This window comes from Nostoc sp. UCD121 (genome assembly GCF_014222285.1).
Lineage (GTDB): Bacteria > Cyanobacteriota > Cyanobacteriia > Cyanobacteriales > Nostocaceae > Nostoc.
This window is the reverse complement of the sequence record NZ_JACKZS010000034.1, coordinates 1-17,920: the sequence shown is the minus strand read 5'-3', so window position 1 is coordinate 17,920 and position 17,920 is coordinate 1. Positions and strand designations below refer to the sequence as shown.

Sequence of the window (17,920 nt, the reverse complement as noted above, 5' to 3'; positions counted from 1 at the left end):
TATCACACAATAAAAACTTCATCATCTGGAAGACGTAGCTGTTTAAACTTCATGGCCATTGTTAAAATTCCTGACAAGCCTGTAAAAAATCTATATTCTTTCTCCATATCATTACAATCAATGATTATTGGATAAGAAATAATTCCTTGTTTGTTTAATTGAAAAATAACAGCAGCATTTGTTCTTGGGCAAATAATTACTCCTGGTAAAAGATGTTTAGTCAAAGCTTGTATTAGAGGTGTGGGTCGTATTGCTCCTCCAGCACTGCGGATAATTTGACAATTTTTAAAAGCTGTTAGCTTGTTCAGTTCTGTACTAATAAATTCTTGCCAGTTATCAGTATAACGCAAGCGAAAACTCAATTGATAAGTTTCAGTAGCACGACTGGTGACTTCAATATAATCACCATTTTGGACAAATTCGTAATAGCGTAATAGGTGAAAAGGATCTAGTCTTGTTTCCTCCGATTCATCTAGAATAAAACCATGAGGGTCACGAATGGATAGACTTTCAAACAGACTAGAGCGAAAACTAAATAAAGGTGCATAGTTTGTACTAAAAACTTCAGCAAATTCTTTTAACTCAGCTAGTGCATCTTCATCTTTTTGAAATAAATCTACGTATTCTTCTAAAGTTGTACGTCCAGCTTGTAAGTCATCCCAATCTTCAGAAAATTTAGCTTTGATAAAATTTTTAACAAATGCTTGACCACCTTTGATATACTTCCAATCTTTTTTGATTTCTTTGGGAGTTTTTTTCGCAATAGTTTCAGCGCCTCGTAAGAGTTTCATTCTATAGCGATAATCATCCCAAGTTCTGTTTCCTTCAAAAATTGATTTGAGAGTATTGAATAACTCCAAAATCAATTTTTCCTCAGCTAAACCTTCAAGCATTTCTTCCAATTCCAACAAGGGACGGGCAATTTCTAGAAATGCTTCTGAACGCCAGTAAGCTTTTAAAAAAGGTTTATCTAAACAGGGAAGTGTCTCAAGTACGTCTTTTAGCGCTGTACGTCCCCCATTAGTATCTAGAGAGGTTAAACCTTCTTCCCAGGCGTTAGCAGGTAAGTAAGCAATAGCTTCTGAATCAATATTAGTTTCAGATTTACCTAAAACACGCCCTACTCTACCAATTCTCTGCCAAAATGCGGCGCGATCGCGTGCTGAAAAAATCAACCAATCTAAATTTTGCCGTTTTGGTTCAGGATGCCTTTCAAAGTTAAATCCTACATCTACAGTGCTAGTAGCCAAAATTATTTGACACTGCATAGCCCTTTGTCTATCCTTTTTGGGTGCAGGGCCAGTTATACGTCCTATATAATCACTAAGTCCTTGCTGTCGCAGTAAATCTGATAGACGATTAATATTATCAAGAGAGTCAAGAATTACAGCGCCATTTTCATCAGGTCTTTCTCGAAAACGTTGGACAACTTCTGCTGCTAACTCTGCTAACCACTCTTCCTTGCTTTCTGGTTTTGGTCTTAATTCTAGATTAACTGCTGTTTGTGAGGGTAAAAGATTAGTATTACTTGCTTCTCCATCAATTCTTGCTATTTTTACACCAGCTTGTTTTAAATTCTGCAATGCTAATTCACAAGCTGGTTCTGGTGTTGCTGTCAGCAATACTACTTTGCGTCCGTTCTCAAAAAAGCGAAAAACCTGAGAATAAGCGAGATAAAACAACATTCCTACTAGCTGTTTAGCATCGTAGAGGTGAAATTCATCAAAAATGACTGTCGAAAATTTGGTGTAAAAACTACTGGCAATATTACCTCTATCTAGGTTGTTATATGCAAAGAAAGTTGCATAGTAAAAGATATCAGGATTTGTGACTAAAATGATGGGTGTATTAGCCCCAACATCAGGAAAGACTGTAGCTGGATTCCGTAATACATTATACAGCTTCTCTCCTGAACGACTGCCAACTTTATCGTTAGACCAGCTTTTAATATCTTTAGCAGAAGCTGATTTGACGATATGAGGTAATTTAGCCTCCTTAACAAACTTTTTTGCGGCTTCTGTTTGCTGTTCAATTAAAGCATTCGTTGGAGCAATGTAAACAGCACTTTTATTTGGCTGATGTTTTAATACTGTTAGTCCTGCGTTAGTTTTACCTGTGCCAGTTGGTGCTAAATCAAGGATAATATCTGCATCCTTAGATTGTTCAAATACATCAACTTGATGCTGAAGTGCATTCCCCATAAAAGAGAGTTTATCTGGCAAAGATGCACAAGCTGAAATACTGCGCGGTTCTAATCTGATAACTAATCTTTGATTACTCATTGTTACTTTCTCTACCGCAAAAATGTAACCCTGCTGGTACAACCATTTCTCCAACTTGCCAAGCAGCACCCCGAAAACGAAGATTTTTAATGATGGGTGCAGGAGGAATAGAAATTAAATCGAATGCTAAAGCCTCTATTTGCTGTGGTAAATCAGCAGCATTTAGATAATGTTGACTTTGATATTCAGCTTCTGGTAATAAAGTTACAGCAAATTCATTAAGCACATTAACCTTGACTTTACTCATGAATTTACCAAGGCGAATATAATTTGGTAATTGGTAATTTCCAAATACCAAAGTTTGAAATTTATTTCTGCGTTCAATCATCCGCAGTCTTCCAGTTTGCGGAAAATTACTTGGTCTAAATGAACTTGGTTTTTTCCCTTGACGTTGTAATGGTAAATCTTCCCGCGCCGTAGCAACACGGTTATTAGTCATTGCATACCAGTAAGAATCAGAAAGAGCATTGAAACGTTCAAATCTGAATGTAACTCTACCTACTGGTGAAGCTGGTAATATATAAAAATCCTGCGCTATGGGTTGGAAATCTTCTTTGTAGGTTGGTCGTCCGGTAGCCTGACCTTGGAGGCGATAGGGGGAATTTACCTTACCTAAAGCATAGGTAAGAGCATAATTCCCAATTACCCCCTCAGTGTAATAGGTATCAGACAACTCCCTAGAGGCAAAAAAGACTGGTTCAAGACAGTATAATTCAACAAGTTTTGCCTGCTGAAAAGGAATTGTTGACATAACCTAAATCTCTACTTCAACTGGTGTATTTTTGCCTTTCGCCTTAGCCTTTTTCTTTTCAGGTGCAACCTGACGGAACGATTCATAGGATTGCGTTAAACGCTTGAGAAAATTATCACGTTCAGCTTCTGACCAATTAGTTTCTACATCAGTCACTAAATTTGCTAATTCTTCTTCAGATAGCTGCACAGAAACCCCTCTCTTATTTTTCCAATTAGCAATTACTTGTTTACTGGCTGTAATTAATTGATTAATATTCAAAGGGTGTTCTAAAGGCTTACCTAAGACATCATAAGTAGCTTGTACAAGTTCCAGAGAACTAGGAAGTTCGGTAATACTACCAAATACACCTAATATCTCGTTTTCCATGCGTCCAACACGACTGGAAACCGCACCGTAACGACTTGTGAAAAGAATGTTACCAATGATATAGCGCAGTTCATCAGCCGTTACATCTTTTAGGGTGACGACATCCAAAAAATGCACGCCTGGTTTGATGTATTCGCTAGTATTTAAAGCTGTTGAGGCGTTACCTTTTTCATCGCGCATTGTACCAGTTTCGTAGATGGCGTTTATGGTGCGATCGCCTACAACATCACTAGCAGGTAAAATACTAAAAGCATCTTCAGTCCAAATCCGACTTTTTTGAGCGCCACCCCCACCAGCCGCGAAGCCGTAGAGGAAACAATCTACACACATTTCACAAGGTGCATTAGTATTTAAAGAACAAAGAGAGCCATCTTTAGGGTTAGTGTATAAAAGCTCATGCGCTCTTAAGCAGCTTCTAAAGTTTTTTGGTCAGATAAAAACTTTTCAGGACGTGCTGAATAAACCTCCTCATAAAGTTTTCGTAATAGCTCGTAATAACGCTTGATTTGTTCATACTTTGTTGCACCTACGCCATGCTCACGGATACGGTCTAAGCGAGTATGATATTGCTGTACTAAAGCGGCAAAAATTACATCTAAACCCAAATAAGGCTTTTGAGAACGAATAGCAGCAATAAAAGCTGTAAACGGTTCTGCTTGAGCAGTTCGTTTAAAAGAACTTCCCCAAATTTTTCCCTCTGCTGCAACTTGAGCAGCTTCTTTGAGATACTTAGTTAATAACGAATTTTCATCTGGCATAAAGCTCTCCAGTAAAGTATTTAACGGCTCACAAATGCGACTCCAAATGATACTCAAGTTTGGTTCGTCTTGTTCTCGCAGAGTCCAACGTAGCAAGACATAATAAAGTTCAATTGGTCTGACACAAGCACGAGCCAAATCATACAAACAATCATCAGCTTTCTGAATACTTGCAACAGATGTTGCTAGTTTGCCAATGCAACGTAGCCGCTCAAGAATTTTTTCTGCATCTTGGCGTTGCTGATATTGTCCATTTCCCAATAAAGTTTGCAGTGCAGAAGGAATTCCCTCTATTCGTCCGTAAACATCACTAGATAACTCAACTTCTAGATTGCTACTCAAGGTAAAAGGAAAGCCAATATCTAAAGACAAGGAAATTTCTAAAGCAAGCCTCAGTGATTTTAGTAAAGCTAAAGAATTATTAACATCTCCCCAAAGTAAAGGAATAATGACAGATGTATGAACAAAATCAGGACGCTTTGGCAAAGCTAAACCAACTACCTTGTTAGCTTTAAATTCAACCTCATTATCTCTATATAATTTCAACTCATCAATAGTGACAGTACCACCTTCACCATTTATCGCTGCAAGTTGTTCTAAAAGTCCACGCCAAATTCTCAAAAGTTCTGGAGCAGAACCTTTAGGTAATGCTAAGTGCAAATAAAGCGGGTCTTGTTTTTTAACAGCAGGAAAGTTTGCCCCAACTGCCATTAATTGGTAAGCTAAAGCTGCAATTGAATCTGCTTGTCTTTTCGGTTCAGCACTGATACCACCCGGTAAGCGATTAGAAAAAGCTTGTACTTTTGTACCAGGAGGCATATTATCTGAAATTAGCTCATCTATATCAGTAGAAGTAGAGCCTAAAGAGCATCTTTGTCTGGGATTTGCTTCTACATAAGCATTTAAATCATCGGCTCCATTTAGCCGAATAGCAAAAGGTAAATTTACCATTCGGCTAACGGCTACAATCATTTCTTCAGATACTTCTGTTTCTTCAGATGTTTGTGTACTTTCTTTTCTTAGTTGGAAAGATTCTTGTAGAGCTTCTTTAATACCCTCAATTCCTTTAACAGCAGCCTTAGCAGCAAATAAAGGTCGCCCATATTGACCATTAAATGGCTCAATTGCAGTACGCTGAAGTTCGGATATACCCGCATGATGAGCGATTTTATCCCAAACTTCTTTAGGACTTAATCCGGCTTCTCTATAACTAAGATAAGCTGCCTTCAAACCTTCAGATATAGCAAATTCTTCTGCACTGCTTACAGGTAATAGCTGAAGTTCAGCCGCTTTTATTAGTGCATCTGCACCAGCCGCTTCACCCCACTTAGTTACATCTTTAGCAATCTTGTCTGATTTATATCCAGCTTTTTTCCTTTCTAAAAGAGCCTCAACATTTACCAATACTTCCTCAATATTTTGTTGGATTGCTTGATAACTAACTTTAATACCATCCTTCGTAGGTCTGACAAGTCTTTCGATATTATTTCCAAAAACTTGGTCAATTTTACTTTGCCAAACAGCAGCTATTTCTTTTGTAAAATCTACATTTGCTAAAGCTTCCCCTTCAAAAAGTTCGCCATCAGGGAAAATTGCTAAAGGATTTAACCCATACTTTTGTAAAACCTCTTCGCAAGCACCCAGCAATAGGGCTGTAATATAGCCTTTATCTTCGGAGATGCTTATTCTAAAAAGGTTACAGCTTCGCCCATCGGGCTTAATAGTGGCGATCGCACAACAATCTGTAGAGGTCGGAAAGCCCTTTACACTTGACTCTAACCAACTTAACGCCTTACAGCAGGCGATTAAAGCCTTAAACGATGCAGGTCATATAGGAGAAGCGCAAACTGTACTTGCACTTTTGCTAGAACGTGGCAATCTCGAAGCACCTCTTCGTCAATTGTTGATGAAAAAACTTAGTCAACCTATCCAAGAGTGGCGAAGTAGGATAGAAGAACTTATTAAAGCAAAACACCCTTTCTATCTGCTATATCAAAACTCTCAAGGTCATGAGCTAGATTATAAAGTCCGTCATGCTGAGGTGCGCTTTTTTGATAAACGCTTTTACCTCATGATTTGGTGCGAAGAGACAGCAGACGTAGAAAACGATATCCCAGAATTACGCGAACTTTGGCACAATCGTTGCTTAAGCTTTGAGCGAATTAAGTCTGTTGTACCTACAAGTGGAGATTGGCGGGGTGAACTTGATTACATAAAAGTGCAATTACACTTCCGGGGTTGGCTAGCTAAAGCCTATCAACCCAAAAAAGATGATATTGAGGATGACATGATTAATGATGTGCGTCAGGTGGTGCGGCGAGTAGCTAATCCTTTCTGGGTGATTCGATAAGTATCACCTTATTGGGAAGATTGCGTGATTGTATCACCAGAGAGTCTGCGCGATCGCCTCAAACAAAAACTCCTCACCCTTTGCCAGTTATACGATATCGAAACCAGGGAATGAAAGAATGCCAGAAATTAGCCGTTTTTTCGGAATTATCATCACGATGCTCAAAGATATCATTGCAGTTCAACCAAAAGAAAACTATCAGCTTCACATCCGCTTTGAAGATGACGTTGAAGGAGTAATTGATATTAGTAAAATCGTTAAATTTACAGGTGTATTTGCGCCTCTGCAAGATAAAGAATACTTTGCTACAGTGTGCGTCAACCCTGAATACGGAACAATTCAATGGCAACCATGAGCCGACTTAGACCCAGATGTTATTTATGCTTTAATTACAAAACAGCCCATTCCACAATATCAACTAAGTTCTATTTCAGCTAATTCTGCTGATTGAAATTACAAAAACCCAACCTTGAATTTTCCTTCACCTTTTTCCCTTTCCGACTCGGAGAGGGATGGTTTTACATAGTAAAACCAAGGAGAGGTCTTTTTTCGCTCAACATACTTGACAAAACTACATTTCCATAAGATGCACTCATGTAACCGTTATGTGCGATCGCCTATAGCCATTTACAATACGTAAGTAAGACAAATGACCTAATAATAAGGCTTCCAGACCTCAATTCTGAAAATTCAAGAAGAAAATAATTACTAATGGCCTAAAAATTCCGGTTTTTTTGGCTTTGGGATGATAAATAAAAATAATAGCGTTGAATGTCATGCTTCCTGCTGCGGAGGATTACTGAAATTCTTCGCCGCCTTCAGGATGACTACTGAACACCAAATAACATCTGCCGCCAATCAGTTTTTTGCTGGAGATGCTGCTACATCAAAAGGCTTTACAACAAAACTTGCTCTAGATGTATCTAAGTAACTATGCTGATAAAGTGTAAAGATGTCACCGTATCTAGGAGTGAATTTTAAAGCAATCGTAAAGGAATTTGTACCATTTTGGCAGGTTTTTATTGGAAAGATGGGATATTAGTAGATTGTACAAATCTTTATTGTTATTCACTATCTACCGACAACTGCTAAGTACAAGCAAATACCGACACAGATAAGTTTAAGTAATTTAATGAAGTAGGAAATAATACATGGTATTATCACTGTCTTCTCATAACGTTATCCAGTATCTGCAAGAAGCGGGGCTGTGTAGCTCAGAAGATGACGCATCAGATAAATCTGAGTTGCCAGGAAGTAGTAAGAACAATTCCGATTTACTCGTGACTCTAGCAGATAATCGTAAACTGCTCGTTAAACAAGAACGTAACGTTAAAAACAATGACGGCGCTCCTCATGAATTGTTTCAGGAGTGGCTATTTCATCAGTTGCTCCAGCAGTTTCCAGTTCTCGGCAATATTTCCGCGATCGCACCCTTGGTAGTCCATTTTGACGAAGAAAATTCTATTCTTGTCCGTAACTACTTAAGTGAATACCGGGAACTTGCGATACTATACCACAACAATGAGATTTGTCCACAAGAAATTGCCACTGCGATCGGCACTACTTTAGCAGGACTCCATCGCGCAACCTACAACCGCCGAGAATATAAGGATTTTATGGCAACTGCTCCCCAAGGAGAGTTTCGCTATGGCTTTTACAATCCGGCGCAAGGGGTAGAGTCAATTGGGCCGGAGATTTTTGGGACGGTTCCCACGGATGCGCTGAAATTTTATCTACTTTACCAGCAATCGGAGAGTTTGGAATCTGCGATCGCAGATTTGGCATACAACTGGAATCCCTGCTGCTTGACTCACAACGACCTGAAATTGAACAACATTTTGGTTCATTCCAGGTGGGAGAAACTAGACAATTGCCTAGTAAGACTAATTAATTGGGAAGCTTGTGCTTGGGGAGATCCAGCTTTTGATTTAGGAACTTTACTAGCAAGCTATTTAGGAATTTGGCTAAATAGCCTCGTCGTAGATCCCACTATAGAGTTACAAGAATCTCTAAATCTGGCTTTGACACCGTTGGAGAGTTTGCAACCTTCAATTATTGCCCTGATTAGGGGTTATCTAAATGCTTTCCCAATGATTTTGGAATACCGCAGTGACTTTATTGTGCGCGTTATCCAGTTTGCAGGACTGGCACTAATTCATCAAATTCAGGATATGATTACCTGCCGAAAATCCTTTAATAATGCTGATATTTGTATGCTCCAAGTGGCTAAAAGTTTACTCACTATGCCACAGCAAGGTGTACTGACTATTTTCGGAATATCAGAGTCAGAAATCCTTAATCCTGTAGTGACAGTTCATAAACTTCCTCAGCCTGTAAAAGAGCCACAGCTACTTCGTCTTTATTACGAAAAAACTCGGCTTCGTGGTTGTTAATAGCAGGGAGCAGAACAATTATAAATTCTGACTCCTGACTCCTGACTCCTGAATTATGTTTTTAAAGTTTGAATTCTAAATGGATTAATGCTAAATTACTCTATCAATCAACCGCTAAATTCTCTATTCGATATTGCTAAGAATATTCAGATTGAACCGAATTTTTGTATTTATCATCCCAATTATCAACCCTTTGCTCTGCCGACTAAAGTAGCCGATAGATTTCAGCAAAATTCTGTAGATTTACAACAGAAATATCTAACTCTACTGCTGCGGAACTTTCTTTATGGGATCTATTACAATGGCTCTCTGCAAAGTACTTTAGCAGTCAATACTGATAGTAGTAATTGCCCATCAAAGCATAATTTAGCAGATAATTCCATCTTAGAAATTGATTGGAACTTTTACGAGCATTTACACGCCAGTAATCACGGCATAGGTTACTTTGACCCTCAATGGCAGGTATTGCGAAAAGAACCTGATGGGACTATGGCTGTGACTAAAGGCGGTTTAACACTTTATGTTGAGCCAGACTGCCACCTCAAATCCAGCAAAAAATCTACCAAAGTAGGTGACATGGTAGCAATCTGGATGCCCAAAAATCGATTGCAAAATGGCTCTTACTTGGCAGTTAGTAATGTCGGACAGGAACGGCAAAGCAACCCCGATGCTGATTTGGGAGCAGGGCGAATTTACTTTAACTTTACGCCATCTGGTGCGATCGCTCTCATGGAAAGCCTGACACTGCAATTGAATGCAGCTTCGATTCCCTTTAGCTTTCAGGTTCTTCACAACCCTTCTGCTTATGGACGCTATGATTCGGGACTACTCTACTTTGAACTCCCCGACTATCCAGCAATCCGCACCATCCTTCAGGCTATTTATCTAGAAAATCAATCCGATTTCCAGCCCGAAATCCCCTTGTTTACAAAATTTCTAGCCCCAGGTTTAGGTTTAGCTGAAGAACCAACCCAAAAATTTGCCGCACAGGAAAGTTTTGGGATGAATCGTTGCCAAATTGTCGCCAATGCTTTGTTGGAAGCTTGGCAGAAAGGTAAGAATGCAATGGAAGAACGGATGAGAGTTATTGACCAACACTTTGCGCGACACCTAATAGATTTGCAGCGTCCTTATCTCAATCCCAGTTCTGAGGATATATATAACCCCTTAAATTGATAGGGAATGGGGAATGGAGCAGGGGGCAGGGGACAAGGGGACACAGAAGTGAGAACTTGAAACAAGTCTTTGCCTTTGTTCCCAATTCTCCTTGTCCTCTTCCCAATTCCCAATTCCCAAATTCAAAATTCCACAATTACCGGCGTATGGTCGCTGGGTTGGGTTAATTTTCTGGGTGCGGTATCAATGATGCAACTTGTAGCACGCTCATATAGCACGGGTGTGAGATAGTGATGGTCAATCCGCCAACCTAAGTTGCGACGAAAGGCGGCGGCGCGATAATCCCACCAGCTATAATTTCCGCCTTCTGTGGTGAATTTGCGGAAAGCATCGGCAAATCCCAGTTGCAGAATCTCCCGTAAGGCTTGGCGCTCGGTTTCTGTTGCCATAATGTGATTTTCTGTACTCACTTGCTCGTGAATATCCTTATCTTCTAGGGCGATGTTGAAGTCACCGCACACACAAATTGCACGTTCTGACAGTACGAGCAATCGCAAATACTCGTGTAGCGCTGCTAACCAGCGCAGTTTGTATTCATATTTTTCAGTTCCTACTGCTGCACCATTGGGAACGTATAAGTTAACAATCCGAACACCATCAATTACACCTGTAATGACCCGCTTTTGCTCATCCCATTCGTGATGTAAATCTGGCAAAATCGCCCTAAACCCGCTACTTACGTTTAAAAGTGGCTGCCGGCTAATCAGGGCTACGCCGTTATAAGATTTCTGTCCTGATATATAAAGGTTATAGCCCAACTGCTCAAAAGGCGATCGCGGAAACTCGGCATCCGCAACTTTGGTTTCTTGTAAGCAGAGAACATCAACGGGATTGTTAGTTAACCAATCAGTAACCTGTTCGAGGCGAGTGCGAATTGAGTTGACGTTCCAAGTAGCGATTTTCATTAGTTATCAGAATTTTTTGAAATTTAATAATTACAAATTGTGTAATTATTGTACAATTACTTAATATTTATAATTTCTTTTGCATTTCCCAATTACCTTTAAACAAACCTTTAATCATTTGATCCCATTGAATATTTTAGTATTGTCAGCTACCAAATATTCAATTTTGTAAGTTCTGCTACAAAATATTCTACTTCATTATGATCCCCAAGACAGATGCAACAACTAATTGATTAGTTATACGTTAGAAATATAACTCAGGGCTGAATTTTACCGAATAGTCTTTTAGATTTATCGATAGAAAATTTACGGGACGGTTAATCGGTATTGCACTTTTGATAGCCTGTTAGGTAAATTTAAATGTCAAAATAGTAAGTACAAATGCTCTTGTCTCATACAATAATGATGCAACTCATTATATTGAGGACAATTTCATAGACTGAACCAAAAAAACTTATGAAAATCGCTCAAGTTGCCCCCTTATGGGAAAGGGTTCCACCTCCTAGTTATGGAGGAATAGAACTGGTAGTGAGTCGCTTGACTGATGAACTTGTTCATCGCGGTCATGAGGTAACATTATTTGCCTCTGGCGATTCTCAAACTTTGGCTCATTTAGAAGCAGTTTATCCACGTGCATTGCGCTTAGACCCGAATGTTAAAGAGTATGCAGTGTACGAAATGCTAGAACTGAGCCAAGTTTACCAACGTGCTAAAGAATTCGATCTTATCCATTCTCATGTAGGGATTTCGGCATTACCTTTAGCGAGTTTTATAACAGCAACTTCTACGGTGCATACCCTGCACAATAATTTTACCAACGACACCCGGCACGCATTTAGCTACTACCAGAAGCAACCATACGTCAGCATTAGTAACTCGCAGCGTCAAGTCGATCTAAATTATGTTGGCACTGTTTATAACGGAATTGAGCTAGCAGATTATCCTTTCGTAGCCCAACCGTCAGAACCTCTATATTTGGCATTTTTAGGTCGTTTTTCGCCAGAAAAAGGGCCACATCATGCGATCGCTATTGCAAAGCAGAGTGGTTGGCGCTTAAAGATGGCAGGAAAGGTTGATGTCGGCGACTCTGAGTTTTTTGAACAAGAGATTGCCCCCCACATTGATGGTCAGCAAATTGAATATCTTGGCGAAATTAACCACGCCGAAAAAACTGAACTTTTGGGCAATGCTGCCATAACTCTTTTTCCCATTAACTGGCAAGAACCTTTTGGATTAGTAATGATTGAATCAATGGCAACTGGTACACCAGTAATTGCCATGAATTTCGGTTCAGTACCTGAAGTAATTGCCCACGGGAAAACAGGCTTTATCTGCAAAAGCTATGCAGAAATGACCGCAATGATTCCCCTAGCTTTGGAACTCAATCGTCAAACCTGTCGAAAACATGTAGAAAGCAACTTTAGTGTTAACCAAATGGTTAACGGATATGAAGCTATTTACAGACAAATTATTAAAGACCGCATAGAATCGAATGGTCGCGTTTATGCTGCCAAAATACGTTTTTAATTAACTGCTTTTTTTACTGAGTTTAAACAACAAATTTTTTTAAGGAGGACATTGGTATGAGTACGAGAGCCAACACTTGCCCATGTTGCGGTGGTTCCCTCCTGCGTCATGCTCGTCATGGTGAACTATATTGGTTTTGCCTGTCGTGCCGACAAGAAGTACCGTTATTAACTGTTATTCGCTTACCTAATGTGGATACCCGTAACACCGGAGTTGTTCCCCAGCCAGTGGTAAATACCTAGTTCTTGCAATTTTTAAATAGATAAAACTTGACTAAAAATCAATACTGATTTGTTTAGACCTATAAATTAGCTCCAACTGATAAAATCGGATGGAGCTAATTGATAGGTTTAAAGCTTTGTTAGCAGCGTTACTTTATGGGCAAGAAGATTTACGGTTAGAGCAAGTTCCTGACCCCACACCGGCGGCTGGCGAAGTTGTGATTCAAGTGGGGGCAGCAACAACTTGTGGTACAGATTTGAAAGTTTGGCGGCGTGGTGGTCATGCCAAGATGTTGAAACCGCCGACGCTATTTGGTCACGAAAGTGCTGGGCGAATTGTTGCCTTGGGTGCAGGCGTTACAAATTGGCAAGTAGGCGATCGCATCGTTGCTAATAATTCTGCCCCCTGCATGAAATGCTTTTTTTGTCAACGCCAAGAGTATTCTTTATGCCCAAATCTGACATGGAATAACGGGACTTTTGCGGAATACTTGAAAATTCCCGCACCCATAGTAGAGCATAATTTGTTGCAGATTCCCGATGAGTTGCCGTGGGAATTAGCAGCGATGACGGAACCCTTAGCTTGTGTTTTGCATGGTGTAGCCCGTTCTAATATCAAGCCCAAAGATCGAGTAGTCGTCTTAGGAGATGGGGCGATTGGGCTGATGTTTGTGGCGGCGTTGAGTGGGAAAGCTGAGGTGTTGCTATGGGGAGGTAATCACCACAGGCTAGAAATTGGTCAGAAATTGGGTGCAACCCAGACTTTTAATTATCATCAAATCCCGGATATTGCCAATGTGGTGAAAGAACTCACCCAAGGACGGGGCGCAGATGTAGTGATTGAAGCCACAGGTGTACCAAGTGTTTGGGAAACTGCGATCGCCTGCGCCCGTCCTGGTGCAACAGTTAACTTATTCGGTGGATGTCCACGAGATACCAGCATTACCGTCAATACAGAACAGCTACACTACAGCGAACTGACAATCAAAGGCGTGTTTCACAATACACCAGAGTATGTGCGGCAGGCGTTGGCACTGATCGCTAGTCGCAAAATACCCTTTGAGTTACTTATTAGTGAACAGCGACCATTAAAAGATTTAGAACAGGTGTTTTGTGAGATGAAGGCGCGACAAGTAATTAAGGTAGCGATGATTCCTTAGATCATGTTAGTGACAGTGTGAGCAAGAATTTAATAACCAATACCCAATGCCCAATGCCCAATACCCTACTTACAGACGATTAATTTCTTTTGTAACTAACTTCCAGCCTTCAGCTTGGTCAATTAACTTCATCGAATCTAGTTGGAGATTGTTCAAAGCAGATGCATGAAGTAGAAAGTAGGGTTGCCCGTTGTAGTGCCAATAATATTCCAGTTCACCAACAGAAGCGGGAATGATGGTGCGATCGCTATAATAATCCAACGAGGGACGATGATAAGCAAAAGATGTGTAAATCTTCCTTGTAGCCGGATTTGCCCGCACAATCATGGCGGCCACTGGTTTAACTGGATAGGCTTCAGATAATTCCCAAACCCAGTAGTTAGATTTCATTAACAGCAGCAGCGAAAGGTAACTTCCCCAAAACAAAATCTTCAGGAATTGCCCGTCGCCTCGCTCTGCCAAAATAGCTGCTAAGGTCATAGTTAAAGCGACTGCGGCAAAAATCAGTTGTAAATCTGTTTGTGATGTTGTACCCCAACTGAAATAAATGCTACCAGCAGAAGCAACTACAGCAAGTATCGCCAAACCAGCAACCCAAGCACGGGGATAGGATGAAAGTAAAGGCGAATTTTCTGTCTCTGATAACTGGATACCAAAAGCTAAAGCTAAACTGGGGTAAATCGGGAATAAATACCAGGGGACTTTGGTAATCATGAAAGAAATTACCAATAGATAAACACCACTCCACGCCATTACTAGTTTTGCCCAGCTAAGGTTGCGATTTTCCCAGGTTAAGCGGACAGTTTGCGGTAAGAATAATAACCACGGCCATGTGTACTTGAGAAGTTCAACCACATAGTACCAAGGCGGTTCAGAATTACCTTCTACAAATGAGCCAATTCGACCTAGTGATGGGTTTACAAGCCCAACTTGGGCGAAAGTGTAACCATAATGAATTAGTTGGGCACTATACCAACCAGCTACAGGCAAAATGCCAATGAAGATTGCTATCCACAGATAGTAGCAGGTGAGCAGTCGTGGCGTATCCCAAAACAGAAATACGATCGCGATCGCACCTAGCAACACACCTAACAGTCCTTGAGTTAGGCAAATTAACCCAAAACTGACACCAACACCAAGGCAATAACGTAAATCTCGGCGCGATCGCAACACGCACAACATCATCACCATCAAAAAACTTACCATCGCCCCATCCAACATTGCCAAGCGCCCATGACGCACCACAGGTAGCATTGTTAGATAAATCAAAGCGCTATAAATAGCAGCCCAACGTTGGCGAAATATCTCTCGAGCAATGCAATACAGTAAAGGTACAGATGTCGCTGTTAAAATTGCTCCAGGTAGACGAGTTGTAAACTCATTTTCGCCTCCTAGAGAATAAGCCCAGGCAATTAGCAAATGTATCAAAGGCGGCTTGTTATGATATGGTTCGCCTCCTAGCGTTGGGAAAAGCCAACGCATTGAACCTGCTGGGGCGTGCCAAATTTCACGAGCAACCTGTGCCACAGTCCCTTCATCCCAATCTCGCAGGGGCAATCCTCCCAGATTGATGCTAAACAGTAATACTGCTGCCAACAGCAATACTATTAGCCATACCCAATCAATCCATCTGCCAACCGTGCGATGCTGTTTTTCTAGATGACTCCAAATAAAGCTTCCTTCTTGCATATTCTATGTTAATCATTTTACTTGCTGGTTTGATTACATAGAGACCAAAGCGAATCTCCAATGTTGCCACCCAGTAGCAACGTATATTCTTAACAATTGCTAGTTTCCAAGATTAACTCAACTTTATCTAATTAGCGCTATTTTTTGAAAAATTTATCTTAACTAATGAAATAACATATAAACCGAAAAATGATAAAAATAATACAGTCAAGAAATTATTTATTACCTGTTGCTTAATCCGTAAATTAACTTGTACTTGCTTTGTTTTGAGCATGACGCTTAGTTTAATTTTTATCTAGCTAAATTCAAAAATATACGCAGAATTTGTTCCAGTGTTTTAATGACGTGCTGAACACTTAAATAAATTAGTTTTAATTTATTTGGATAAGAATAGGACTTACGCAAACAGTAGCCAAAACCCTAATTATTAGGTAAGTAAAATTTATGTAGACGTATACTCCAGGTCGAAGCAAGCTACGCGGAGCATCTATCTGCAATACGTTGCGCGATCGTAGATAAGCGGCTTACCGCAGGATATTGCCCTTAGTGCATATAGTTTTGGGAAAATCCTTAAGTAATTACCAACATTTTTTAAATCTTCCGGTTCGTTAGCATTTTACCTTGGAATTTATTCTAAGACTAATAGCCTCATTTCTAGCCATAGGCTTGAAATGCTCATCATTGTCTCTGCCAAAAGTTAACAGGCAGAGTCTCATGTTAAGCATTCCCACTCGGAAACTGGGAACGAGATAACGAGACACACTAATGAGCAATAAAATTGAAAGTTAGAAACGTTTTATAATCACAATTAGGTAAAATTTAAAATCTATTCGTGGTTGAATAGTGAGTAATTTAGCTATTAATATTGATACAAGTTTCTGTTTTCGTATCCTTAATATTGCTACTAAAAAATGAAAATAACTTGTAATTGCAACTCTTTATTCTGAATAGTAATATCAATTTGTCGGATAAATTCTCGAAAGTAAAATCGTCGCTCTGTTTCCGACAAATCTAACCAAAATTGGGGTATGGAAACAGCTTGAGCAACAGAACGCAAATTAACTGGCGGAAGAGTTGCCAACTTTGCTTCAAGTGCAGAAATTTCTGTGCGGAGTTTGTAAGCCCTTAGCTTTGCTGTTTCAATATCTAAAATCCCAGTTTCGATTAAAGCAGGTAACTGAGCAAGTATTTCTTGCTGACGAGCGATCGCTTGCGCTAAATTATTCTTGACTGCATCCAATTGGGGAAAATTCATCCCCGCGACAGCTAAGGGTAAGTCACGGCAAACGGTTTCAATTGTATGTTCCAACACTTCTTGGTAGGGAATAGCCTTACACTTTGGGCGTTGAGGACAGCTAGTAGAACGTAAATAAAGATACTCCTTATCTTGGTTGCGTTGGGTGACACGAGTAACTGTCAAATGTGACTGACACTCAGCACAGACAACCAACCCAGCTAAAGAACGCCTAGCGCTAGCAGTTCGGGATGGTAAACGGCTGTTACGGCGTAAAAGTCGGTCAACTTGGGCTGCTTCTTCTTTAGAAATTATCGGAATATGTGTATTAGAAATAATTTCACCATTTTGGTAAGCTGTATTACCTCGATAAACTGGATTAGTCAGCCAGCGTCGCCCAGTTGTGACAGAGATTTTCTTGCCGTATTTTTTCGCCAAGTAACGAACCGAACCCCGCAGGGAACCATAGAGTAAAAAGTGTTCAAAAAAATCTTTGACTACTGGTGAAGTACTACGATCAACAGTATATTTTCCTTTACCTCTGCGATAGCCGTATGGAACTTTACCAGGTGGCGGTGCAACCTCAAGACGATTACGGGCGTGTCCTTGACGGATGCGACGGCTACGTTGTTGACGTTGGATTGCATTTAGCAAATTCAGCAAGTCAGCACCCAGAGGGTAATTTTCGGAAGTATAGGGCTGTTCTGTAGCGATTATCGCTACTCCCATCGCTTCGAGTTTATGCAAGCGATCGCTAATTTCCTCTACAGTATCCCCTAATTCTTCCAGTCGCCGAATCAAGAGATAATCTGCTGGTTCAGTTTCGCAATCGGTAAATAATTGTTGTAATTGCGTTCGCGTAGCGTGTCCAAAGGACTCTCGCGTAGCGTGTCTGTAGGACTCTCGCGTAGCCTGTGCAGAAGACTCGGGCTTACCCAAATCTTCATAAACCCGATCCACTTCCCATCCCCAATCAGCTTGATCGGGAGCAGATTCTAATAGCGGATTGGTGTAAGAGTAGGCAATTATTTTCATTTGTCATTAGTCATTGGTCAATAATCAATAAATAGTTCTTCTTCCCCTGCCTCCCCTGCTCCCCCTGCCC

At 40.3% G+C, this 17,920-nt stretch carries 13 protein-coding genes and 1 pseudogene; 7 read left to right on the top strand and 7 right to left on the bottom strand.

What is annotated here, in order from left to right:
• Positions 1-2: 2 nt before the first annotated feature.
• The 4 genes and pseudogenes from cas3 to GNF10_RS10130 form a co-directional block, all read right to left on the bottom strand.
• Positions 3-2,282 carry a type I-D CRISPR-associated helicase Cas3' gene (gene cas3, locus GNF10_RS10145; RefSeq protein ID WP_185584827.1) on the bottom strand — a complete coding sequence of 760 codons (2,280 nt, stop codon included), beginning with the start codon at positions 2,280-2,282 and terminating at the stop codon, positions 3-5.
• On the bottom strand, positions 2,275-3,033 hold the full coding sequence (gene cas5d, locus GNF10_RS10140; RefSeq protein WP_185584826.1) for a type I-D CRISPR-associated protein Cas5/Csc1: 759 nt from the start codon (positions 3,031-3,033) through the stop codon (positions 2,275-2,277). The genes cas3 and cas5d overlap by 8 nt, the downstream gene beginning before the upstream one ends.
• A 3-nt stretch (positions 3,034-3,036) precedes the next feature.
• Positions 3,037-3,759 (bottom strand): annotated as a pseudogene (gene cas7d / locus GNF10_RS10135) (type I-D CRISPR-associated protein Cas7/Csc2); the annotation flags it as partial.
• 47 nt (positions 3,760-3,806) lie between these two features.
• Complete coding sequence (locus GNF10_RS10130) at positions 3,807-5,807, bottom strand: CRISPR-associated protein Csc3 (RefSeq protein WP_260445897.1); 2,001 nt, start codon at positions 5,805-5,807, stop codon at positions 3,807-3,809.
• Positions 5,808-5,838: 31 nt separating this feature from the next.
• On the opposite strand from GNF10_RS10130, the gene GNF10_RS10125 reads away from it, so the two are divergent.
• The 4 genes from GNF10_RS10125 (at position 5,839) to GNF10_RS10105 (ending at position 10,079) form a co-directional block, all read left to right on the top strand.
• Positions 5,839-6,510 (top strand): transcriptional regulator, encoded by a 672-nt coding sequence (locus GNF10_RS10125; RefSeq protein ID WP_260445896.1) that lies wholly within the window; start codon positions 5,839-5,841, stop codon positions 6,508-6,510.
• A 118-nt stretch (positions 6,511-6,628) separates the two neighbouring features.
• Positions 6,629-6,865 carry a DUF2442 domain-containing protein gene (locus GNF10_RS10120; RefSeq protein ID WP_260445895.1) on the top strand — a complete coding sequence of 79 codons (237 nt, stop codon included), beginning with the start codon at positions 6,629-6,631 and terminating at the stop codon, positions 6,863-6,865.
• Between the two features lie 796 nt (positions 6,866-7,661).
• Positions 7,662-8,903 (top strand): aminoglycoside phosphotransferase family protein, encoded by a 1,242-nt coding sequence (locus GNF10_RS10110; RefSeq protein ID WP_185584825.1) that lies wholly within the window; start codon positions 7,662-7,664, stop codon positions 8,901-8,903.
• A gap of 87 nt (positions 8,904-8,990) precedes the next feature.
• Positions 8,991-10,079, top strand: a complete 1,089-nt coding sequence (locus tag GNF10_RS10105; protein ID WP_185584824.1) for a T3SS effector HopA1 family protein — start codon at positions 8,991-8,993, stop codon at positions 10,077-10,079.
• 122 nt (positions 10,080-10,201) lie between these two features.
• Here the strand turns inward: GNF10_RS10105 and xth are convergent, their stop codons facing one another.
• Positions 10,202-10,984 carry an exodeoxyribonuclease III gene (gene xth / locus GNF10_RS10100; protein WP_185592093.1) on the bottom strand — a complete coding sequence of 261 codons (783 nt, stop codon included), beginning with the start codon at positions 10,982-10,984 and terminating at the stop codon, positions 10,202-10,204.
• A 456-nt stretch (positions 10,985-11,440) separates the two neighbouring features.
• Here xth and GNF10_RS10095 point away from each other — a divergent pair, with 456 nt between their 5' ends.
• The 3 genes from GNF10_RS10095 to GNF10_RS10085 all read left to right on the top strand — a co-directional run bounded on the left by GNF10_RS10095 (position 11,441) and on the right by GNF10_RS10085 (position 13,892).
• Positions 11,441-12,511: a glycosyltransferase family 4 protein gene (locus tag GNF10_RS10095; RefSeq protein WP_185584822.1), complete on the top strand. Its 1,071-nt coding sequence runs from the start codon at positions 11,441-11,443 to the stop codon at positions 12,509-12,511.
• Between the two features lie 56 nt (positions 12,512-12,567).
• Complete coding sequence (locus GNF10_RS10090; RefSeq protein WP_083782393.1) at positions 12,568-12,753, top strand: hypothetical protein; 186 nt, start codon at positions 12,568-12,570, stop codon at positions 12,751-12,753.
• 116 nt (positions 12,754-12,869) lie between these two features.
• Positions 12,870-13,892, top strand: a complete 1,023-nt coding sequence (locus GNF10_RS10085) for a zinc-binding dehydrogenase (RefSeq protein ID WP_185584835.1) — start codon at positions 12,870-12,872, stop codon at positions 13,890-13,892.
• Between the two features lie 69 nt (positions 13,893-13,961).
• Here GNF10_RS10085 and GNF10_RS10080 read toward each other — a convergent pair whose 3' ends face one another.
• Positions 13,962-15,581, bottom strand: a complete 1,620-nt coding sequence (locus GNF10_RS10080) for a glycosyltransferase family 39 protein (RefSeq protein ID WP_185584821.1) — start codon at positions 15,579-15,581, stop codon at positions 13,962-13,964.
• A gap of 904 nt (positions 15,582-16,485) precedes the next feature.
• Positions 16,486-17,850, bottom strand: a complete 1,365-nt coding sequence (locus GNF10_RS10075; protein ID WP_185583170.1) for a recombinase family protein — start codon at positions 17,848-17,850, stop codon at positions 16,486-16,488.
• Positions 17,851-17,920 lie beyond the last annotated feature (70 nt).